The sequence below is a fragment of the Pseudomonas sp. NBB genome (assembly GCF_032701105.1).
In the GTDB taxonomy this organism is placed as follows: Bacteria; Pseudomonadota; Gammaproteobacteria; order Pseudomonadales; family Pseudomonadaceae; genus Aquipseudomonas; species Aquipseudomonas asiatica.
Map to the genome: position 1 here is coordinate 1361428 of NZ_CP103994.1, position 17334 is coordinate 1378761.

The following is a 17334-nucleotide window of genomic DNA, read 5'->3' on the forward strand; positions in this document are numbered from 1 at the left end:
AAGTGTCTAATACTACAGGCTTTTTTTCGGCATTGCTGGAGGCTGTGCGATGTCAATTTTACGCAGGCGGAGATAGCGCTCGGTCATCTTGGCGTTTGTGTGGCCGCCGAGCTTTTGCGCATCGTTGCCTTGGTCGTCGGTGTCGGTCAGCGATTTCGCCCTGAGGTCGTGTATGGTGGCGCCGGTGACCTTTGCCTTCTCGCAAGCCTTCTTGAAGGCATCCTTCACCGTATCGTATGAGACCGGCTTACCGCCGCCCCTGGTACAGAACAGCGTGAGCCCGCGCACTTTCCTGGGTATGGCCTTCGCCCGTGCGATCAGTTGCTCCAGATCCGGTGTCATGCCAACGATCAGCTTGGCCCCGGTCTTTTGCTGGTCAAAGGCGATGCCTTTCTCGCTGATGTCCGAGAGCTTGATGGCCAGCACGTCGCCAATGCGCTGCCCAGTGAGATAGCACATTTCGAGAATTGCCCGGATGTACGGTGACGATGCATCGCAGATCGCCGAAAATTCCTCGTCGGTGATATAGCGGTCCCGCTTTTTCTCGGTGTGCCGCTTGATTCCTGTGCATGGGTTTGAGTCGACTATCTGCTGCTCCAATGCGAAGTTGAACACCATCCGCAGGAACGAGATAACCCGGTTCGCCATGTTCGGCGTGTCTGACATGTGCAGCTTTAAGGCTGCCACATGCCTTGGCAGCACCTGGCGGGGCTCGAACTCGGCCAAGTACTTCTTCAGCCGCTCGGCCGCCGCCTCATATTGCTTTACGGTGTTCTCTGCCAGGCGCCCGCGCATGGCGTCCAGGGCGTCATCAATCAGCTTCGGCATTGCGCCTTGGCCTTTGCCACCCATGATCTTGGCATATTCCAGCAGGGCGCCTTGATAATCCTTGTCGAGGCGCTCCCACTTTCCCTTCCTGACCAGGTAGTACGCCCCGTGCTTCATGTACATGCACGGGGGTAGATGCCTATCCTTCTTTCGCGGCCGCATCGGTCGTCCCTTCTATCCAAGCCGGAGTTCCGGCCCTTTCTTCTCAGACTTACCGCCCAGGCGGGCGATCACGACTTGCCTCAGCACCTTCGGTTTTCCGTCGGCACCCATCACATAGCCAAATTTTTCACCCTGCAGCCAGCGAACCTGGTCCTTGGGGCGAAGGTAGCCCGTCATGTCGGCTACCTCATCCGGGGTCATGAACATGGTTTCACTCCACGCCGCCGGTGGCGGCAGGTTGGTGGTCAGGCCGTGGCCGCGGCAATGGTCTGCTCGAAGCGCGAGGCAAGTTCGGCGTTGACCTCCGCCTTGGCCAGGCTGTCCTGAGTGCCCTTGGCCCGGTGCAGGGTTTCGTACTTGCGCAGCTGGGCGGCAGCTTCGGACAGATCAGCCAGAAGCAGGGGGGCAGCGGCGATAAGCTTGGCGTTGTCCTTGGTCTGTTCGCCGTTGAACCATTCGCCCGAGTCGCTCTCGCTATCCTCATCGATGACCATCACATTGCAGATGGCGATCTGCTCGTGGCGATCAACTGGCGAGACGTAGATCGGGGTTTTGTCGCTGGACTCAACGAACCATGGGCCCGGCGTGTACTTATGCTTCGTCATGGCAATAGCTCTCCATTCCCGCGCATGTCGGCGGGATTTACGGGTAGAGGTTTAGAAAGGGGGAGGTCAGCCGCGGCAGATGCTCAGCAAGCCGGTGATGAGCCACCAGAAATCCTGCGCAATCATGAATCCAAGCCCGGCGGCGAAGCCGAGGACGAGAGCTTTCAGGGGTAGGGTCATAGAAGGTGAGCTCCGCCTTCCAGCAGGCCGTCGCGGTCTTGCCGAAGGTTGTCGCGTTCGGTGGCCAGCCGCTGAATCTCGCGGTGCAGATACTGGGCGATGGACTCGCCACATCGCAGGTCGCCGGGAATGGCGCGGCCTTTCAGAGCGGCCTCCAATTCGTAAAGGGTGAATTGCTCAATCATGGCATGAGCTCTTGCGGCACTTTGACGGACTGTCCGAACTTCGCGTGGACCAGGGCTCTGCAGAAGGCGATAAGGGGAGTCGGGCCTGAAAGCCAAGTCGAGTTGTGCGGGCCTGCGCTCCAACCACATGGTCCGCCTGACAGATACCGGTCATGGCTCAAGCTTCCCTGGTATTTGTCGATCAGCGGCCCGCCGTGATCCCAGTTGCTGGAAGGGCGATAGCCGAAGCCCTCGGCCGCGCCTCGGATGCTGACGCTGGTAGGGTCAGTCCTGGTGATCCAGATTGTGGTCCGGCACTCGGGGTCTGTGCCGAAGCCATCGGCCATGGCCACAGCCCAGTCCAGCGCCGCGCCGACCAGGTTGGATAACCTCACTTCGATCAGGTCGGTCATCGCTGCACCGCCTGCCAGAACGGCCCCTTGTTGGTCACCAGGCCCTTTCGCTTCAGGCGCTGACATGCCTTGCTGATCTCCTCGCGAGATTCGCGGATGGTCCCGCACATGGCGTGGGCCGTTGATCCCTCGATGCCAAGCAGGTGCACCAGGACCCGCTCATCAGGGCCGCCGTCGATCATGTTTTCCGCGTACTTGGCTGCCACTGTGGCGATAGCCAGGCGCAGAGCTGCGCGGCGAGCCGCTGGCTCATCTGCATGCGGAATCTCGCACGCCTTGTAGCCGGTGTACGGCACGAAGGCAGTTGCGCGAGCGCGGCTGTGAAGGGAGCAGATGTCCACCTTCAACTTCGAGATGATGAGCATCGTCTGCCGGTCATCCTGCATCGGCAGCCAAACCTCCCGGCCCGTCTCGGGGTCGTCGTAGTAGAAGGCGTCACTGCCGCGCCGGTACTCCAGCTCGAAGCCCATGGCCTTGGCCGACAGCTTGATGATGTCGTCTTCTGTCACAGCTGATACCTCTCATCAATCCAGCGCCCAGGCGCCAGAGCGGGTGTAGGTTCGGGTTGGGTTTCGTGCGGGGAGAGCTGGCGCTCGTTGCTGGCCTGGTAGTTGCTGCCGGTGACGCCGCTCTGCTGCGAGCAGTTCTTCCCGCAGCTCTCTTCCCACTGGGTGGAGCCGGCGCAGTTGGTGAAGTACCGGGCCCGGCCGCCGTCGTGGAATCGGTAGACGGTGCAGCCATCGACCTTGAAGAGCCGGTCGACCTTGAAATCCGAGCCGGCGCTCGTGGTTGATTCAGCTTCCCCTTGGCAGCCGGCCAGGGTGGCCAGCAGCAGTAGGCAGAGGGCGAGGCGGGTCATGCCGCCACCTTGTGGCGGACCCACACGCAAACAGGGCCGTCTTCGGTGTCGTGGATCGAGAAGGTGAACCAGCCATCACCGACCGGCTTGCTTGGCTGCCAGGGCGTGCAGTCATAGTCGCCGCCGGCGTCGAGCCATTCCGCATTCAGTTCTTCCGGGCCGTCGTTTTCCATCTCGACCACGCAGTACTCCAGGCCGTGGTCGCCGAACCAGCTGAACGGAAGCGCGCATTCGTCGCCGTCGTCCGGCCAGGCCGGGTGGGTCCAGAAGCCGTATTCGTCGCGCTCAACCTGCAGCGGCTGGATCAGTTGCTTTTCTTCAGGCATGACTTCGTCCTTAGCCGCCATATCGCGGCAGTAAGTTGTACAAGTGGTTTGGTTCGGTACAAGAAAATCGGCCGGTGGTCCGATTCAGTTCTCAAGCTGCGATACCGAGATTGCGTCTCGCCTCGCTTTGGCTATGGTGAGGGTTCACCTGTGGCATACAACTAAAGTCGTAGGAGGCCGACATGAGGATTCGCGGTGAAGTTTTCTGGGGGTGGGCTGATCCAACGCTTCACCACCGTGCTCACGACGAAACCCTCAGCGATGGAACGCACATTGATGTTCAGGTGCGCCTGTCGCGGGCAGGTAACACGCAGATGTTCATTGGGGTCTATGCCGCGAGTGGCATGGCCCTTCATGAAGAGGCGTTCGACTCCCGTCCCGGTGAATCTATGACCAGGGCTTTAGCCTGGGGCGTCGGACGGGCTCGCCGCATTGCCACAGATACCCAGCCGAAATTCGACCAGGTCGCCTGCTCGGGATAGGGCAGATTGGCTACAACGGGGTGGAGTACAGATGTGCTCCGTAGCGGTCTAGCCTTGCGCACGCATGAATGCCGCCATGTCTCCCATCTGCTCGACGATGAAGCGCTCTTCTTCTGCTGCGCCTGCGATGATCCTTTCCTTGCGTTTCTGGCAGAGCTGGCAATCGACTTCAGACCAGTCGCCTGACAACTCAGGGGATTCGCCCAGCCAGGTACCGCATGGGGCCTGTTCGATATCTTCCAGGTCGGTGAATGGTGCGAAGTGCGTCCTCACGTTGCCTCCGGCTCTGCGCTGGCGGATAGGGCTTTGATGCGGACAACAAGGTCGTGGGGCAGGTCGAAATCGACGCCGGACCAATGCCGCTTTTCGACTTCACGCAGCAGCGCATCCCGCTCGGCAAGCTTCTCGCCGACCTCATGCAAGTCGTTGTGCAGCTGGGTGAAAGCGGCCTCTACCTTGCTGGAAATATCGCCGGTACCGGCGTGCTCTGCCCATTCGCGCTCGGCAACCATAGCGGCCATGGCCTCGCACTCGGCAAGCTGGGCGCGCAGCCGCTCAACATCAAGGTTGAACCGGTGCGCCTCATTGCGCCATTTGCCAGCCTCTCCAGGATCGGCGTGGGTGTATAGCGGCGTTTCCACCTTGCAGCAAATGTCGAAGACATCGCCGCAGTCTGCCTTGGTCAACACTATGCCATTGGCATACAGCACCGCCACCGGCTCCGACCCGCCCTGGTGCTGCTCGGTGTGCTGCAGGGACTCTGCATGCGTTTCGCGGTACCCCGCCAGGAACAGCAGGTAGTCGCTGTGTGTGCGCTGGTCTTCGAAGCCGGTGCTGTCCTTGCGCAGCTCCGCCTCGCCCAGACCGAGCGGGTTGAGCCTGATGAACACATCGCGTGGGTCGGTGTTGCTGGATCGGTTTTCTGTGGGCATGGGGATACCTCAAGTCGTGGTCTACCTGCTAGCATCAGCGGAACTAGGGTGGAAAAAGCTAAATGAAATACAGGTTTGAAGGATTCATTTGCGTTGGTGTTTTTGCGGCAGGTGTGATTTGGTCGAGACTTATTTTTCCAAGTGACTTTTGGAAAGTCGATAACATTCATGATCTGTTCGAAATGCTTGGCGTGGTTGCTACGATTATAGCTGCTTCAGTTGCGGTATCTGCTTTGAATGGATGGAAGGGTCAGTTTGCACATACTGAAAAATATAGGTTGATTCGTGATTTTCACGGCGCGTGCCAAGGGGCGTGGAACGGTTACTGGTACGTTTCCCATGGCTTCGGCTTGATTGGTCAAGCCTGGAGAAACAGAGAGAACGATGATTGGTTACATAATGAGCTCGAGATATACAGAACAGCTTTAGTTGAAAGTCGAACATCACTGGAGTCCGCATTTTTCGTGTTGAAACATCACCTTTCAGGCGACGATCTTGAGCGGTTTTCAGAGGTTTATCATGAATACATGAATCAGGTGAGCTTTGGTAGTTCTGAAATAATTGCCTACAATACTCGATGCCGGGCAATGATCGCTGAGCCAGTTGATCTATATGGCGAATATTTGGATAAAGGGATAAAGCGATTGGAGTTAATTGATAAGGCGCGAACAGACTTATGTGATACGGCTGATTACCTGCTCGCGAAATACGCTCAGCCTACCTGACTGTAGGCTCGGCGTAAGGTTTCAGTCACCGCAGAAACAGTCGACGTCTTCGGCCAAGTAGTCGAAATCAAAATCCGTCTGCCTGGTTCGCTGATCCGCTGACCAAGCCAGCGACCGGTAATTGGGCCGGTCCTGCCGGAACACCTGGCCGAACCGCTCCTCGGTGCCAGACCACCAGATCACCCTGGCCGGGTCTTCCTGGATGGTCCTGATCAGCTTGGCCTCGTTCTTCTTCCAGCACAGGTCGCAATTTCCGTAGTCCGAATCCATGCCCAGGTCGAAAGGCTGGTCGGCCCAGAAAGCCGCCACGTCCTCTTTGATGATTCCGGCGACGTAGGATGGGCAAACGCTGTCCCAGCGGGCATTGCCGCGCTCGTTGGCGGTCATCATCCGGCTGTACCGGCGAGGCTCGTCATAGCGGATGCCGACGATACAATCCCACTCGTCGTAGCCCAGGGCGCGCATGTGCTTCTCGCCGATCTTGACCTTCAAGTAAGCGGTGCACATGTTGTTGCTGAAGTTCGGCAGCACGGCCGGCAGGTTCTTTTCGGCCTTCCGGTATGCCTGGTAGTACTCGAGCATCATCGTGAACGGCTCGCCGTTGCGGCTGGCCGTCTCGAAGTCGACGATCTTGTACCAAGGCGCGTCGTCCGGCTGGCCGTACACCCGGCACCATTCCATCCAGACGATGTTGACGCCCCAGTGCTTGGCCATGGCGTCGATGAACACCAGGGTTTCCTCACGCTCCTTGCCGGTGTTCTGGAAGAAGGCGTGCACATCTGCCGGGAGCTTGCCGCCGTGGGCCTCAAGGATTTTCCAGAGCATGTGCCCGCTGGTGCGGCCACCACTGACACCGATCTGCGCCGGCCCAGTGATCTGGTAGGGGTTCATGGGCAATCTCCATTGCAGGCGCCGCCCTCGCCGGGGGGGCGTTATCGTTGAATAGGGGAAGGCGCTGGCGGGCAGCGCCGGGGTGGCGTGATTCGTTGAAGTGATGTATTGATGACGCGCTTTTTTAGAGGAGAGCGTTGTGGAGTGGTACGAATCTTTGTTTTTGCAGGCTTGCGCCCATGTGATCAACCAGTCTCGTGTCGCAAGCAATCGCCGCGCAGACGGTGTACTGAACCTTGACATCGCTTCTACACGGGACTTGGTTTCGTCCTATCAGCGAGGGGGCGGGCTTGCGTTCAGCACCTCAGAGATGAAGCAGCAGTTCTCTGCTGGAGCTGACTGCGTTCTGCTGCTGTTGGTCCATGAGCACCAGTTCACTAATGCCCTGGGGGCGGTAAAGAAGAGTCAAGACGTAGTCTTGAGCGCAACTTTGCGAACCGATGCCCGAGCAAGCGATTTTTCCATGTACCACGTTGATGTGGCCTTGGTTCGCCGGACCGAGTCAGGGGCTATGGATATCGCCCACTGAGGGCGCTTAATGCGGCCCCGTAGCCTACCTATAAAGGCTCTATAGTCGGCTATAAACCAGACCTGGCGGCCAGCGCCGGAGGGTCAGGCGGCTTTCGTTTCCGATTGCTGGGCGACGATCGCCTTGGCTGCGTGATTGATCAGGTACAGCCGGTTGATCAGGCTTTCGCGCGGCTTGTCGATGGTGATCTCCCAGTAGTCGCAGCCAAGGCCCAGCACTTCGTGGTGTTCGCTCATGAACATGCTGGCTTGCTCGACGCAGCTGATGTCGTCGGCTTCGTACAGGCGATCTTTCAGGGAGCTCCAGAAGTCGTAGCCATCCTCTCCATATTTGAGGGGGGCAAGTTGTTCCTTGACCAGGTTGCGCAACTCATCCCACCGGCCAGCCTCACCGGCACCGCCGTCATTACGCATCCACTCAGGCAGTGCAGCGTACTGATCGTCGTCATGGGTGTTTTCGCAGATCTGGCTGCAGACGCCGGTTACGAGCGCGGCGCGGAAGGCATCCTCATCAAACTCTCGTTCGCGGCAATGCTCTTCGAGCTTCGAATGGATGTAGTAGCCGATGTCGCTCCCTGCCAGGAACTCGATGCCGTAGGAGAGGCCGACGTTGAAGGTCAGGCCGTCGATGTCGCCGACAATGGCGATGCCGAAGCGGGTGATTAGGATGTCGAAGGCATAGCAGGTGGTGCGCGGGGCCTTGCAGCGCCATACCTTCAGCTGATCGGTGTCAGCCAGCACGGTGTATTCGTGGTCCTTCAAGCATTCAGCGGCACGCTCGCGGCGCTTGGCCTCTTCGGCTTTGCGCTGGGCGATCCATTCTTGGTGGCGTTGTTCGTCGTTCATGACTTTATCCTGGGTATGCGCCGCCCTCCGTGGCCTGGGCGGCATGGTGGCAATTTGGTTTGGGATGGGGTATTACGGGTGAATGGCAGACTGCACATAGGAGTGCGAAGCTATGGCGGTAAAGTTCACCAATCCGACGATGATCAATGTTGGAACTGCATTCGAGGTATCCCACGGCTCTACCGTCGACTTAGAAGTTGATGGCGGCGAGTTTCGCGATGTGACTAAAGTTTTCAACGAGCGTGATCCGGTTTCGCTTTATCAGTACGTAGGCTTGCCAGCGAATACGCCTCGCGAGGATGTGCGCGAGCTGCTACTGGAGCTAATCAGACAGGAGGGCAACCCCGACGTTTCTGCTGAACAGGTGATCAAGTCTTCCCGACTTTGGGGGTACATTGGGCATGCTGAGAAAGCTGCTTCGATGCTAGAAAGACTGCTCGCCCTTGCTGCCAAGGGTGCGGACTTCATGTCCCGAATGCCGTTCCAGGGATAGCTCAATCCGCTGGGCGGCAGATTGATGTGCTGCTGGCGCCGGCCGTGCCGGACGCGTGCGTTGATGCGCTTCATGCTGCTTTCTGCTGATTCCAGGCGCCGACAGCGGCAAAGATCTCGGCGGCCTTTGCTTCGTCAAGCATTGTGTCGGTGGGGATCGCGATCCAGCCGGCCGCCACCAGGTGATTAGGGTTGGCCGTGGCGCGCAGGTCGGTGTAGGTAGCCTCGATAACGTCGGTCAGGTGCTCGGCCCTATAGTTGCCCTGCGGGGCGACCTCGATCGACTTGTGGTATCGCTCGCCGAACTCCGTCCGGCACAGCACGCTCAAGTAGATCGTCCAGCGGTGCGGGATATCGCACACGGCATCAACCACTTGGCGCACGCAGATCTGCTTGAGGTTCTTCCAATTGATCAGCACCTGCTGGCCGCTGGGGTCGATGTTCACCACGGCGGCGTGGTTGGCCGAGACCAGGGCCCTGCAGGTGCGCTCTAGTCGGGCACGCATGTTGTGCGGCTTGCGCTTGCTCATTGCATGCCGCCTTGCTTGCTCGCCGCACCTGCCTCCATCGCATCCACAAACCGCATGGCCGTCTGGTAGCTGTAGGCAAAGCCCTGCTTGGCGCCGGTGGCGATTTCGATCACATCCCAGATCTTGCCCTTGCCAGAGGCCTGATAGCGCGGGGCGCCTTTGCCTATCTTGGCGAAGGCCTCGTCACGGGCTTCCTGAGTGCGAGCCAGGAGCGCCTTGAGCGTGTCCACCTTCTCTTGGAAGGCCGGGTGCATTGTTGTCTGCATGGGGGATCCTCGGGTGGGTCAGGCGTGGAGCTCGAAGGCTTCGGCCTTGCGAACGATTCGAACTTGGGCGGTGCGGCGCTCCGGTGCGCGGCGGTCGCGGCGCATGGGGTCGCTCTCGCCAATCACCGCATGCACAGCGATGAGGCCGGCGAGGGCGATGCAGAGCGGGCTGATGATCTGCTGCCGCATGGCCTTCGTGACCGCCTCGATGCGGCGCCCGGCTTCCAGCTTGAACAGCGCGGCCTCGATGCGATTGGCCACAGTGCCCGGGCTGACCTCCATCTGGCGGGCGATTTCTTTAGTGGTTAGGCCTTGGGCCACCCACAGCAATGCTTCGAGCTCACGGGGAGCCAGCGCCTTGCCGAGCTGGCCAATCCATGAGCCGCAAGTGATCGTTTCCATGAAGAGTCCTCGGTGAGATGCATTGGTGGAGCAACTGGCTTCATAGCGCGACCCGCTTCGGCATGCGCATGAGTGGCGGGGTGGTCCTCGACCAGTTACTCCACCGATGCAGCCTGGTGATGGGGAACCAAGCGGATCGGGCAGTTTTCGTCAGGCTGACGTGGCTCTGTTTGTTACTGCTGGGTGCGAATTTCGCTTCGCGGTACCCATGCATCATGCATTTGCACCATGCAACCGACGAAAGCGGCGTACCGGGTATCGCGCTCGGTCTGGTAGCCGTACCAGGCGCAGGAGGCGCGATTGAGGATGCTGCTAAGGATGAGTAGGACGAGGAGGAAGACGCTCATGATCAGCAGAGCCGAGGTTGCCGGATTCCATCGTGCCCAGGCCTTCACAGGTAGTCCTTGAGGCGCAGATTGAGCTTCGCCGCGGCGCGCTCCAGCACTGCAACTTCGGCTGGCTCGATCTCGCCGTCGGCTTCAGCGATGGTCAGCATGAAGTTGATCACCACCTCGGCATCGCCAGGCGTGTGTGCCAGGTCGCCAAGCTCGCGCTCAGCGTTCATGCGGATGATGCGAGGGCCGCCCTCGTTGAAGTCGGCCTTGGCCTTGTCGATCAGGTTGCCCAGCTCGGCGCCGAACCCCTGCAGCTTTGGCTCGTTGCGCAACAGGCGGTCGATTTTGTCCAGTTCGGCCGGCTCGATCTCGCCGTCAGCTGCTGCAACGTAGAAACAGCCATAAACGATGCCCTGGAGCAGGTCGCGGTTTTCCAACTTGGCCATGGCCGCGCGGGCCTCGCGGCCTTTGCCGAACAGCTTCTTCAGTCCAAACATGGTGAATCCTCTTGGTGGTGCGGTTGATTTCCCGTCTGGCCCTGTCGCCAAGGCCAGCCAGTGAAATCGAAGTGATCCAGGCGCCCATCGCTCTCTGGGCTACGCGCTTCCCCGCATTGGCATGCGCGCCACTTGGTTACCTGAACCCAGCTCACTGCATGAGGCAGCTGCTGCCCTCATGTGCCGCTGAGGGTGACGGGTGTCGAGTTGTGTAAAGAGCGGTGGCTGCCGTAGCTGCCTATAACCTGTGTTATGGATTGAATCATAACTCAGGTTTTCTTCGTGTCAATAACTCAAGTTATAAATCCGGCCAAAAAAAGCCCGCGTTATGCGGGCGCTTGTTCATGCTTCAGTAAATCCTCGCCATCCAATCCTGATGAGGCCTGAATCCAAGGTGTCGATTGTGATACCTGAAGTCTCTTCCAGGTCGGCGAGCAATCGCTGCCAGTCGGCAGGGGATTCATCCGCGCTCGGCTTGACCTCAACAAACTGCCTTTTCTGTACGTGGGGTGATGAGATTGCTTGCTGGATACGGTATCCGAGCCGTTCGTAGGACAACGATGGGGAATGCGAAAAGGCAGGGTGGGGCACGGCATGAAACTCCTTGTACTGTATGTGCATACAGTTATCCTCTGCTGTAGGAATTTTCAATAGCCTCGAGCTAATTTTTTTTAGCTTGCATTCTTCGGGCAAAAAAAAGCCCAGCATTTCGCCGGGCTATTTGGGCCAAGTATCTTCAGAGCTTGATGGTAGCGCGTACCACGACACCCACGATTCTGCAGCCCTCCATGCACATCTCCATAGGGTAGGCCGGATTGAGCGGCTTCAAGAACCTCCGCCCGCCGTCTTCCACCAGTTTTTTGAAGGTCGCTTCATTGCTGTCGGCTAGCTTGGCAACGACAAGCTTTCCAGGGGTGGCCTCAGCTTCGGTGTCCACCAGGATGAGCATCCCCTCAGGGATGCTTGTACCGACTGGTGAAGTCATCGAGTCTCCTTTGACCTCCAGCCAAAACGCTGCCCCTTTGGAGTCGTAATCAGACATTTCGTAGCGGTCAGAAAACCCAGGTGGAAATGGTTCGACCGCTTCCGCCCAAGCTCCCGCAGCGACCCAGCTAATTACCGGGTACCTGAAGGATTCGGGCTGCTCTTTCAGCGCCCTGACATTGCTCGGCTCTCGCTGCGACCCTTGTCCGGACGCCAGCCATTCGGCAGTCACTCCAAGAGCCCTCGCTATTTCAAGCAGCTTTTTGGAAGTCGAGTTCCGACCACTTTCGAGGTGCTGGATCGTGACCTGGCTTACCCCGGCTTTCTCGGCCAACTGGGCCTGACTTAGGCCAAGCGCCGTGCGACGTTCAAGGATTCGGTCTTTGAGCATTTCGGAAGGTTTGTTCATGCCTCCAAGGGTAAAACACACGTTATTACCCTTCAAATAACATGTGTTTGCCTTATCTATAACTTGAGTTATCATCGAGTGCACGATCCATTGAGGCACGCAGACATGCCGAACACAGAAAGACCAATTGACGAGGTCGTGCGGTTGGCCGGAGGCCAAGCAGAGCTCGCCCGAAGATGCAACACCAGCCAGCCACGTATTTGGCAGTGCGTACACCGGAACCAGAAGGTGCCGGCAGATCTAGTGATTCCGTTTGAGAAGGCGGTTGGTGGTCAGGTTACCCGCCATCAGCTGAGGCCGGATCTCTATCCGGCAGAAGATAAGGCAGCTTCGTGATGAGCATTGTGCATCTGAAGGCTTTTCGCCAGTAGATGACCGAAACACCTGCGAATTCATCCAGTAGAGGAATCGCAGGCGAAAAAAAACCGCCTGGCAGGGCGGCTTTCTCTACAGCATTTCTACGGGTTTAAGCATGACAAACATCGTCCCACTTGACAAGTCCAGGGGGTTTACCCGGATGGACAACCAGCTCATGGATGGCCTGCTGGCTATCGATCTCCCGGCCCGGGAGATGAAGATTGTGCTGTATGTGGCCAAGGCCACTATCAACTACGGCGCGGGAGCTCAGCGCATCCCGGCGACCGACATCGCGAAAGCCATCCATGCCCACCCTGACACCGTATCCAAGGCGGTTTCGAGCCTGCTGCGTCGTCGGGTTCTGTTCCGCGAGGGCGGTGCACGGGGTGACATCGGCGTGAATGACCCGAAAGACTGGGTCTACGTCATTGAGCCGAAACAGACCAAAACAGCCGACTCGGCTGAAGTGGTCCGAATCGGCGAAGAGTCGAAACAGACCAAAACCGCCGAGTGCCTTCTTTATTCTAAGAATCTAACCCCCTATGTATCTCTTCCTTCGGAAGAGAATACATTCTCCCCCAGCGACGAAGAGCCGGCTCCGGCCAAGGCTGACCGCAAGGTGCCATTCGGGAAGGCCGCTATGTTGGCCAACAACCCGCACGGCCTGGATGAGTCGCTGATCGCTGACTACCTGACTGTTCGCAAGGCCGCCAAGGCCCCAGTGACGGCCCGCATTTGGGCAGGCCTCAACCTCAAGCTGGAGCAGTGCAAGGCGTTCGGCATCCAGCCCGCCCAAGCCCTGGAAGTCGCCGTCGAGAACGGCTGGCGCGGCTTCGAGGTGGAGTGGGTTACCAAGCGCATCAGTGCGCAGTTGCCTGCCCAGGCCAAACCGCACAGCCGTCACCACGGCTTCGACGACCGCGACTACACCGCCGGCCTGGCCGCGCGAGAGGACGGCACCTATGCGATCTGAATCGGTGATCACCATGTCCGAGGTGCGAAACGCCGCGGGTTTCCGCGTCCAGCCCGCGCACTGCGAGCATCACGGCGACTTCGAGCAGCGTGTAACCATGCTGATGGGTCGTGAAATCGTCGGGCGCTGCCCTGTGTGCGAGAAAGCGGCCGTTGCCGAGCGCGAAGCCAAGCAGCTGGCGGAGGACACCCGCCTGAAGCGTGAGGCTATGACCCGCAAGCTGGGTTCGGCGCTGATCCCCAAGCGCTTCGCCGACCGCACCCTGGCCAATTACCGCGTCGAGCATGAAGGGCAGCGCAAGGCCCTGGCCTACTGCACTCGCTACGTGGCGGCTTTCTCGGAAATTGAGCGCACTGGGCGCTGCCTGATGCTGCTGGGCAAGGTCGGTACAGGCAAGACGCACCTGGGCGCGGGCATGGCCAACGAGCTGATGCGCAACACCTCGGCAACAGCCGTGTACCGGACGGTGGGCGCCATCCTGCAATCCATCCGCGCCACGTACGACCGTCACAGCGAACAGACCGAAGCCGACATCCTGTCCAGCCTGATCGAACCGTCGCTGCTGGTGCTGGACGAGGTCGGGGTGAGCAAGGAGCAGCCGAGCGAGTTCGAGCTGACCGCCCTGTTTTCGATCATCAACGGGCGCTACGAGCAGATGCGCCCCACGGTGGTGATTTCCAACCTGGAGCCTGCCCAGCTGCGCCACGCCATGGGCGAGCGCTGCTACGACCGCCTGCGCGAGGGAGGAGGGGTGATTGTGCCCTTCGAGTGGGAATCGCACCGTGGCAAGGAGGAGTTCTGACCATGCGGCAAACCAAGCTGACCAAGGCCGCGCGCGGCAGGGAGTGCCAGGTGCGCATCCCGGGCGTGTGCAATGGCAACCCCGAGACCACCGTACTCGCGCACTACCGGCTGGCCGGCACCTGCGGCGTCGGCAAGAAGCCGCACGACCTGCAGGGCGCCTGGTGCTGCAGCGCCTGCCATGACGCTTGCGACGGGCGCAGCCGGGCCGTGGACCGCGATACCGCCCGCCAGTACCACGCCGAGGGCGTCATGCGCACCCAGGCGCTGCTGCTGAACGAGGGGGTGCTGATCGCATGAATGCTCCTGCCCTTCGCCCGTTCAAGGCCAAGCCGGCCCGCGCCAAGCCCGTCGACCGGGAAGGGCAGGAGCAGGCCGCGCTGATGCAGGAGCTGCAGCTGCGCTACCCGCAGGCCTACAAGCTGATCTACCACGCGCCCAACGGCGGGTATCGGGTCAAGGCCGTGGCCGCCAAGCTGAAGGGGCAGGGGGTGAAGGCCGGCATTCCCGACCTGGTGCTGCCCATGGCGCGGGGCGGCTACTTCGGCCTGTACATCGAGTTCAAGGCCATGCCGCCGTTCGACGCGCCGGTATCGCCCAGCCAGTACGCCTACCTGCAGGCACTGGCTGCCCAGGGTTACCTGGCCATTGTGTGCCGGGGCAATATCGACGCGGCCGAGGCTATCCGTGCTTACCTGCTGCAGCCTGCGACGGTGGCCGCATGAGCGCGACCCGGGAAGTGAAGCTGAGCGAAGCAGAGGTGCGCCGGCAGGCTGCCGACAAGTCGGTGCGCGACCTGCGCGACCCACGACACCCCGGCCTGTACCTGCGCTTCTGGAGCAATCGCGAGCGCGGTACCTGGCACCTGGTGCGTGGCAAGAAGTGGGTACCGGTCGCCCGCTGGCCTGACCTGACCGTGGCAGCGGTGATTGCCGAACTGCCCGCGCTGCGTCAGCGCCTGCTGCGTGATCCGGCCACTGCGTCCGTGGTGTCGGGCATGGTCACCGTGGGCCAACTGCTGGACTGGTACGGCGACCGCATGGCCCGCGACCGCTCGCTGTCGGCAAAGCGCAAGGCCGGCGCTCGGTCTGCCATTGCCCAGCACCTGAAGCCGCGCCTGGAGGACCTGGCCATCGTCGATGTGAACGCCGATACGCTCGACAAGCTCCTGATGTGGCCGTGCCAGGCCGAAGTGTCGCTGTCGTATCTGCGGCAGATGTTCGCGCTGCTGCTGACCGCCTTCCGCCAGGCCCTGCAGCTGGGGCTGATCGACCGCAACCCGATGGCCGGGATGCGCTTCAACGATTTCACCAAGGCCCGGATCCTGCCAAAGGCAGCCCGGTTGCGGGGCGTGCAGCTGCCCGAGCTGATGCAGCAGCTGACCTTGGCCTTCGGGCAGGAGCCGGGCGATGCCATGCTGGCCCTGATGATGCTCGCCCACGGCACCCGCATCGGCGAGACCCGCATGGCACGCTGGAGCGAGATCTCCCTGGCCGCTGCCGAATGGTTCATCCCAGCTGGCAACACGAAGACCCGCACCGAGCACCGGCTGCCGCTGACTGCCCAGGTGGCGGCGCTGCTGACCCGGTACCGGACGATCCAGCAGGCCCGGGGCTATAAGGGCGTGTACCTGTTCCCGAACCGCCGCGGGCTGTCGCTGAGCGAGACCCAGGCCAGCATGGTGTTCACCCGGCTGGGGCAGGGCGAGTGGACCAGCCACGACCTGCGCAAGGTGTCCCGCACCACCTGGACCGACCTCGGCATCGACGGCCACATCGGCGAGATGTTGCTGAACCACACGCTGGGGAAGATCGCCAGCACCTACATCCACACCCAGGCCATGCAGCAGCGCCGGGCCGCCCTGGAGAAGTGGCACGCCTGGTTAGACGGCATCGGATTCGGTGCCATTCACGGCCTTACCAAGGCCTTATCCGGAATTTCACAGAATTCGGCCCAGCCAGCGGAACACAAGGCGTCCAGCGACCTTGCCGAATTTGTAATTAGCGAGGATTCGAAATGAGTATTTCCGAGCCCCAGGCTCTACGGGATCAGTTCATCAAGGCATACCGCAGCCTGCTGCTAGCCGAAGGAATGAACATCCAAGAATGTCGATTCGAATGGTGTGAAGTCGGATTTGTCCATCGCGAAACGGCAGTCGCTTGGTGGGCCTGGCAGGCCTCCCGTGAAAGCCTTCGCGTCACCAACCCGTTCCCCGTCCAGATGGGTGATCCGGACGGGGATTGGGCGCGAGAGGCGGCCGAGAAATCGCTGCGGGCCCAAGGACTGAAGGTGGTCGGCTGATGAAGAAGCACGGCCCAGCCTTCAAGAAGGCCGTGATCGAGCTGGGCAAGTGCCCTTTGTGCCGTGGGAGAGCGGTCACAAAGAGCATCTTCTACGAGATGCCCTGCGGTCACTGCAACGGCTCCGGCTGGGTAGAGGCAGCAACAGGCGAGGCCCTGGCCTTGGATGAACTGGTGACCCAGCTCAGCCTCAAGCTACAGGCTGCGACACGGCAGATCGAGCAGTTGAAGAACCCTCAGGCATCCGGGCCTGAGGCTACATATCAGGGAAGCAACCGGCGCGGCGCCGGTGGCACCAACTACACCGGGGATTGAGGGGGAAGGACGATGAAAATTATTAGTGCTCGCCAAGCATGGCACGATGCAATGCATGAAGATCGCCCATCGGCCTTGGCGGTCGCGGCAGAGGCGGCGGCTCTCGGTAAGAAGGGCGGCCCAGGCGAGAAGAAAGTGATGGTGATGCTGGAAAACCATGACGGTAAAGAGGTGGCCAAGATCTACGAGATCCGCACAGAGGCTGTGCACGAAACCCGCTCAGGTCGCCGCCTTACTGATGCTCGCTGTGCGCACATGCTTGCCGCTGGGCTAGTCATGGTTGCGATCGACACGCTGCCAAAGTCTCTGCGCACCTTCGGTAACTTCTTGTACTCGCCGATCACCAACGCCAATGACCTGAGCATCGCTCACGGCTTGGCGTGGCTGGGCAGCGGCCTTGATGACCTTTCAGGCCGCAAGAAGGAGCGCGCTTACTGGATGGCCATGGCAGCTTTGCAATCGCACAAGCAGATAGTCCATGACCGTGAAGGGTGGGGTCCAGGTGCGGTATGCATCTTCGTCGAGGAGCGCACCGGTATTAAGATGGATCCTAGCCATTGGGCCCGTGACTGGGCCGAAATTTGGGAGAAGTTAGGCGCCCATATCGACAAACTGGACCGGCAGGCGCTCAGACCTGTTGCCCAGGTTGTAGACCGTATGAGGGAGCGCGAAAAAGCCGCTTGACTGTTTGGCGAGTGTTTTGGCACTATTTCGCCATCGTGATAATTTCGC

Annotated in this window: 31 protein-coding genes; 13 read left to right on the plus strand and 18 right to left on the minus strand. The window is 60.2% G+C overall.

Translation table 11 applies throughout. The features are described from left to right. Positions 1 to 12: 12 nt before the first annotated feature. From NY023_RS06255 to NY023_RS06290, 8 genes are all read right to left on the minus strand, one after another. The gene (locus NY023_RS06255) at positions 13 to 990 is read right to left on the minus strand and encodes a tyrosine-type recombinase/integrase (protein WP_038408956.1); all 978 of its coding nucleotides are present in this window, start codon (positions 988 to 990) and stop codon (positions 13 to 15) included. A gap of 12 nt (positions 991 to 1002) precedes the next feature. Next, a complete protein-coding gene (locus NY023_RS06260) occupies positions 1003 to 1197 on the minus strand; it encodes a DUF4224 domain-containing protein (protein ID WP_013971280.1) in 195 nt (64 codons plus the stop codon). A 38-nt stretch (positions 1198 to 1235) separates the two neighbouring features. After that, positions 1236 to 1595 (minus strand): hypothetical protein, encoded by a 360-nt coding sequence (locus tag NY023_RS06265; RefSeq protein ID WP_013971281.1) that lies wholly within the window; start codon positions 1593 to 1595, stop codon positions 1236 to 1238. A gap of 176 nt (positions 1596 to 1771) precedes the next feature. Continuing rightward, positions 1772 to 1960, minus strand: a complete 189-nt coding sequence (locus tag NY023_RS06270) for a hypothetical protein (protein WP_038408963.1) — start codon at positions 1958 to 1960, stop codon at positions 1772 to 1774. Then, complete coding sequence (locus tag NY023_RS06275; protein ID WP_038408967.1) at positions 1957 to 2352, minus strand: phage protein NinX family protein; 396 nt, start codon at positions 2350 to 2352, stop codon at positions 1957 to 1959. Before NY023_RS06275 ends, NY023_RS06270 begins: the two co-directional genes overlap by 4 nt. Then, entirely contained in the window at positions 2349 to 2861 is a 513-nt protein-coding gene (locus NY023_RS06280; protein WP_013971283.1) for a hypothetical protein, read from the minus strand. The genes NY023_RS06275 and NY023_RS06280 overlap by 4 nt, the downstream gene beginning before the upstream one ends. Next, positions 2858 to 3211 carry a DUF4884 domain-containing protein gene (locus NY023_RS06285; RefSeq protein ID WP_038408969.1) on the minus strand — a complete coding sequence of 118 codons (354 nt, stop codon included), beginning with the start codon at positions 3209 to 3211 and terminating at the stop codon, positions 2858 to 2860. Before NY023_RS06285 ends, NY023_RS06280 begins: the two co-directional genes overlap by 4 nt. Next, positions 3208 to 3537: a hypothetical protein gene (locus NY023_RS06290; RefSeq protein ID WP_013971285.1), complete on the minus strand. Its 330-nt coding sequence runs from the start codon at positions 3535 to 3537 to the stop codon at positions 3208 to 3210. Before NY023_RS06290 ends, NY023_RS06285 begins: the two co-directional genes overlap by 4 nt. Before the next feature lie 182 nt (positions 3538 to 3719). On the opposite strand from NY023_RS06290, the gene NY023_RS06295 reads away from it, so the two are divergent. Next, the gene (locus NY023_RS06295) at positions 3720 to 4019 is read left to right on the plus strand and encodes a hypothetical protein (RefSeq protein ID WP_038408972.1); all 300 of its coding nucleotides are present in this window, start codon (positions 3720 to 3722) and stop codon (positions 4017 to 4019) included. A gap of 48 nt (positions 4020 to 4067) precedes the next feature. On the opposite strand, the gene NY023_RS06300 is transcribed toward NY023_RS06295, so the two are convergent. Both NY023_RS06300 and NY023_RS06305 read right to left on the minus strand, forming a co-directional pair. Beyond that, complete coding sequence (locus NY023_RS06300; RefSeq protein ID WP_038408974.1) at positions 4068 to 4292, minus strand: hypothetical protein; 225 nt, start codon at positions 4290 to 4292, stop codon at positions 4068 to 4070. After that, complete coding sequence (locus NY023_RS06305; RefSeq protein WP_013971286.1) at positions 4289 to 4951, minus strand: hypothetical protein; 663 nt, start codon at positions 4949 to 4951, stop codon at positions 4289 to 4291. The genes NY023_RS06300 and NY023_RS06305 overlap by 4 nt, the downstream gene beginning before the upstream one ends. Positions 4952 to 5013: 62 nt before the next feature. Here NY023_RS06305 and NY023_RS06310 point away from each other — a divergent pair, with 62 nt between their 5' ends. After that, positions 5014 to 5676: a hypothetical protein gene (locus tag NY023_RS06310; protein WP_038408976.1), complete on the plus strand. Its 663-nt coding sequence runs from the start codon at positions 5014 to 5016 to the stop codon at positions 5674 to 5676. 21 nt (positions 5677 to 5697) lie between these two features. On the opposite strand, the gene NY023_RS06315 is transcribed toward NY023_RS06310, so the two are convergent. Continuing rightward, a complete protein-coding gene (locus NY023_RS06315) occupies positions 5698 to 6567 on the minus strand; it encodes a hypothetical protein (protein ID WP_013971287.1) in 870 nt (289 codons plus the stop codon). A gap of 139 nt (positions 6568 to 6706) precedes the next feature. Here NY023_RS06315 and NY023_RS06320 point away from each other — a divergent pair, with 139 nt between their 5' ends. After that, complete coding sequence (locus tag NY023_RS06320) at positions 6707 to 7096, plus strand: hypothetical protein (protein ID WP_038408980.1); 390 nt, start codon at positions 6707 to 6709, stop codon at positions 7094 to 7096. Between the two features lie 83 nt (positions 7097 to 7179). Here the strand turns inward: NY023_RS06320 and NY023_RS06325 are convergent, their stop codons facing one another. Further along, positions 7180 to 7941 carry a hypothetical protein gene (locus NY023_RS06325; RefSeq protein ID WP_013971288.1) on the minus strand — a complete coding sequence of 254 codons (762 nt, stop codon included), beginning with the start codon at positions 7939 to 7941 and terminating at the stop codon, positions 7180 to 7182. A gap of 112 nt (positions 7942 to 8053) precedes the next feature. Between NY023_RS06325 and NY023_RS06330 the strand changes: the two genes are divergently transcribed. Continuing rightward, a complete protein-coding gene (locus NY023_RS06330) occupies positions 8054 to 8434 on the plus strand; it encodes a hypothetical protein (RefSeq protein ID WP_013971289.1) in 381 nt (126 codons plus the stop codon). A gap of 70 nt (positions 8435 to 8504) precedes the next feature. Here the strand turns inward: NY023_RS06330 and NY023_RS06335 are convergent, their stop codons facing one another. The 6 genes from NY023_RS06335 to NY023_RS06360 all read right to left on the minus strand — a co-directional run bounded on the left by NY023_RS06335 (position 8505) and on the right by NY023_RS06360 (position 11931). After that, on the minus strand, positions 8505 to 8963 hold the full coding sequence (locus NY023_RS06335; RefSeq protein WP_013971290.1) for a hypothetical protein: 459 nt from the start codon (positions 8961 to 8963) through the stop codon (positions 8505 to 8507). Then, a complete protein-coding gene (locus tag NY023_RS06340) occupies positions 8960 to 9229 on the minus strand; it encodes a hypothetical protein (RefSeq protein WP_038408982.1) in 270 nt (89 codons plus the stop codon). Before NY023_RS06340 ends, NY023_RS06335 begins: the two co-directional genes overlap by 4 nt. Before the next feature lie 18 nt (positions 9230 to 9247). Further along, positions 9248 to 9631, minus strand: a complete 384-nt coding sequence (locus tag NY023_RS06345; RefSeq protein ID WP_013971292.1) for a response regulator transcription factor — start codon at positions 9629 to 9631, stop codon at positions 9248 to 9250. A gap of 391 nt (positions 9632 to 10022) precedes the next feature. Further along, positions 10023 to 10463, minus strand: coding sequence for a tellurite resistance TerB family protein (locus tag NY023_RS06350; protein ID WP_013971293.1), 441 nt, complete (start codon positions 10461 to 10463; stop codon positions 10023 to 10025). A 342-nt stretch (positions 10464 to 10805) separates the two neighbouring features. Then, positions 10806 to 11084 (minus strand): DUF1654 domain-containing protein, encoded by a 279-nt coding sequence (locus NY023_RS06355; protein WP_049798432.1) that lies wholly within the window; start codon positions 11082 to 11084, stop codon positions 10806 to 10808. A 115-nt stretch (positions 11085 to 11199) separates the two neighbouring features. After that, on the minus strand, positions 11200 to 11931 hold the full coding sequence (locus NY023_RS06360) for a LexA family protein (RefSeq protein ID WP_080563747.1): 732 nt from the start codon (positions 11929 to 11931) through the stop codon (positions 11200 to 11202). 30 nt (positions 11932 to 11961) lie between these two features. Between NY023_RS06360 and NY023_RS06365 the strand changes: the two genes are divergently transcribed. From NY023_RS06365 to NY023_RS06405, 9 genes are all read left to right on the plus strand, one after another. Continuing rightward, positions 11962 to 12192 carry a transcriptional regulator gene (locus NY023_RS06365; RefSeq protein ID WP_080563748.1) on the plus strand — a complete coding sequence of 77 codons (231 nt, stop codon included), beginning with the start codon at positions 11962 to 11964 and terminating at the stop codon, positions 12190 to 12192. A gap of 181 nt (positions 12193 to 12373) precedes the next feature. Next, entirely contained in the window at positions 12374 to 13186 is an 813-nt protein-coding gene (locus NY023_RS06370) for a replication protein (RefSeq protein ID WP_013971295.1), read from the plus strand. Next, positions 13176 to 13988 (plus strand): ATP-binding protein, encoded by an 813-nt coding sequence (locus NY023_RS06375; RefSeq protein WP_038408984.1) that lies wholly within the window; start codon positions 13176 to 13178, stop codon positions 13986 to 13988. Before NY023_RS06370 ends, NY023_RS06375 begins: the two co-directional genes overlap by 11 nt. 2 nt (positions 13989 to 13990) lie before the next feature. Beyond that, on the plus strand, positions 13991 to 14287 hold the full coding sequence (locus NY023_RS06380; protein WP_013971297.1) for a DUF1364 domain-containing protein: 297 nt from the start codon (positions 13991 to 13993) through the stop codon (positions 14285 to 14287). Beyond that, on the plus strand, positions 14284 to 14712 hold the full coding sequence (locus NY023_RS06385; protein ID WP_013971298.1) for a VRR-NUC domain-containing protein: 429 nt from the start codon (positions 14284 to 14286) through the stop codon (positions 14710 to 14712). Before NY023_RS06380 ends, NY023_RS06385 begins: the two co-directional genes overlap by 4 nt. Next, complete coding sequence (locus NY023_RS06390) at positions 14709 to 16007, plus strand: tyrosine-type recombinase/integrase (protein ID WP_038408986.1); 1299 nt, start codon at positions 14709 to 14711, stop codon at positions 16005 to 16007. The genes NY023_RS06385 and NY023_RS06390 overlap by 4 nt, the downstream gene beginning before the upstream one ends. After that, the gene (locus NY023_RS06395; protein ID WP_144241750.1) at positions 16004 to 16288 is read left to right on the plus strand and encodes a hypothetical protein; all 285 of its coding nucleotides are present in this window, start codon (positions 16004 to 16006) and stop codon (positions 16286 to 16288) included. Before NY023_RS06390 ends, NY023_RS06395 begins: the two co-directional genes overlap by 4 nt. Further along, on the plus strand, positions 16285 to 16602 hold the full coding sequence (locus NY023_RS06400; RefSeq protein ID WP_038410364.1) for a hypothetical protein: 318 nt from the start codon (positions 16285 to 16287) through the stop codon (positions 16600 to 16602). Before NY023_RS06395 ends, NY023_RS06400 begins: the two co-directional genes overlap by 4 nt. Before the next feature lie 12 nt (positions 16603 to 16614). After that, positions 16615 to 17286 carry a hypothetical protein gene (locus tag NY023_RS06405; RefSeq protein WP_038408988.1) on the plus strand — a complete coding sequence of 224 codons (672 nt, stop codon included), beginning with the start codon at positions 16615 to 16617 and terminating at the stop codon, positions 17284 to 17286. Positions 17287 to 17334: the final 48 nt, after the last annotated feature.

Bases quoted from the DNA above. Each gene is read 5' to 3' on its own strand.
- NY023_RS06255 (WP_038408956.1), bottom strand. From the start codon at position 990: ATGCGGCCGCGAAAGAAGGATAGGCATCTACCCCCGTGCATGTACATG.
- NY023_RS06260 (WP_013971280.1), bottom strand. From the start codon at position 1,197: ATGTTCATGACCCCGGATGAGGTAGCCGACATGACGGGCTACCTTCGC.
- NY023_RS06265 (WP_013971281.1), bottom strand. From the start codon at position 1,595: ATGACGAAGCATAAGTACACGCCGGGCCCATGGTTCGTTGAGTCCAGC.
- NY023_RS06270 (WP_038408963.1), bottom strand. From the start codon at position 1,960: ATGATTGAGCAATTCACCCTTTACGAATTGGAGGCCGCTCTGAAAGGC.
- NY023_RS06275 (WP_038408967.1), bottom strand. From the start codon at position 2,352: ATGACCGACCTGATCGAAGTGAGGTTATCCAACCTGGTCGGCGCGGCG.
- NY023_RS06285 (WP_038408969.1), bottom strand. From the start codon at position 3,211: ATGACCCGCCTCGCCCTCTGCCTACTGCTGCTGGCCACCCTGGCCGGC.
- NY023_RS06290 (WP_013971285.1), bottom strand. From the start codon at position 3,537: ATGCCTGAAGAAAAGCAACTGATCCAGCCGCTGCAGGTTGAGCGCGAC.
- NY023_RS06295 (WP_038408972.1), top strand. From the start codon at position 3,720: ATGAGGATTCGCGGTGAAGTTTTCTGGGGGTGGGCTGATCCAACGCTT.
- NY023_RS06305 (WP_013971286.1), bottom strand. From the start codon at position 4,951: ATGCCCACAGAAAACCGATCCAGCAACACCGACCCACGCGATGTGTTC.
- NY023_RS06310 (WP_038408976.1), top strand. From the start codon at position 5,014: ATGAAATACAGGTTTGAAGGATTCATTTGCGTTGGTGTTTTTGCGGCA.
- NY023_RS06315 (WP_013971287.1), bottom strand. From the start codon at position 6,567: ATGAACCCCTACCAGATCACTGGGCCGGCGCAGATCGGTGTCAGTGGT.
- NY023_RS06325 (WP_013971288.1), bottom strand. From the start codon at position 7,941: ATGAACGACGAACAACGCCACCAAGAATGGATCGCCCAGCGCAAAGCC.
- NY023_RS06330 (WP_013971289.1), top strand. From the start codon at position 8,054: ATGGCGGTAAAGTTCACCAATCCGACGATGATCAATGTTGGAACTGCA.
- NY023_RS06335 (WP_013971290.1), bottom strand. From the start codon at position 8,963: ATGAGCAAGCGCAAGCCGCACAACATGCGTGCCCGACTAGAGCGCACC.
- NY023_RS06340 (WP_038408982.1), bottom strand. From the start codon at position 9,229: ATGCAGACAACAATGCACCCGGCCTTCCAAGAGAAGGTGGACACGCTC.
- NY023_RS06345 (WP_013971292.1), bottom strand. From the start codon at position 9,631: ATGGAAACGATCACTTGCGGCTCATGGATTGGCCAGCTCGGCAAGGCG.
- NY023_RS06350 (WP_013971293.1), bottom strand. From the start codon at position 10,463: ATGTTTGGACTGAAGAAGCTGTTCGGCAAAGGCCGCGAGGCCCGCGCG.
- NY023_RS06355 (WP_049798432.1), bottom strand. From the start codon at position 11,084: ATGCACATACAGTACAAGGAGTTTCATGCCGTGCCCCACCCTGCCTTT.
- NY023_RS06360 (WP_080563747.1), bottom strand. From the start codon at position 11,931: ATGATAACTCAAGTTATAGATAAGGCAAACACATGTTATTTGAAGGGT.
- NY023_RS06365 (WP_080563748.1), top strand. From the start codon at position 11,962: ATGCCGAACACAGAAAGACCAATTGACGAGGTCGTGCGGTTGGCCGGA.
- NY023_RS06370 (WP_013971295.1), top strand. From the start codon at position 12,374: ATGGACAACCAGCTCATGGATGGCCTGCTGGCTATCGATCTCCCGGCC.
- NY023_RS06375 (WP_038408984.1), top strand. From the start codon at position 13,176: ATGCGATCTGAATCGGTGATCACCATGTCCGAGGTGCGAAACGCCGCG.
- NY023_RS06380 (WP_013971297.1), top strand. From the start codon at position 13,991: ATGCGGCAAACCAAGCTGACCAAGGCCGCGCGCGGCAGGGAGTGCCAG.
- NY023_RS06385 (WP_013971298.1), top strand. From the start codon at position 14,284: ATGAATGCTCCTGCCCTTCGCCCGTTCAAGGCCAAGCCGGCCCGCGCC.
- NY023_RS06390 (WP_038408986.1), top strand. From the start codon at position 14,709: ATGAGCGCGACCCGGGAAGTGAAGCTGAGCGAAGCAGAGGTGCGCCGG.
- NY023_RS06395 (WP_144241750.1), top strand. From the start codon at position 16,004: ATGAGTATTTCCGAGCCCCAGGCTCTACGGGATCAGTTCATCAAGGCA.
- NY023_RS06405 (WP_038408988.1), top strand. From the start codon at position 16,615: ATGAAAATTATTAGTGCTCGCCAAGCATGGCACGATGCAATGCATGAA.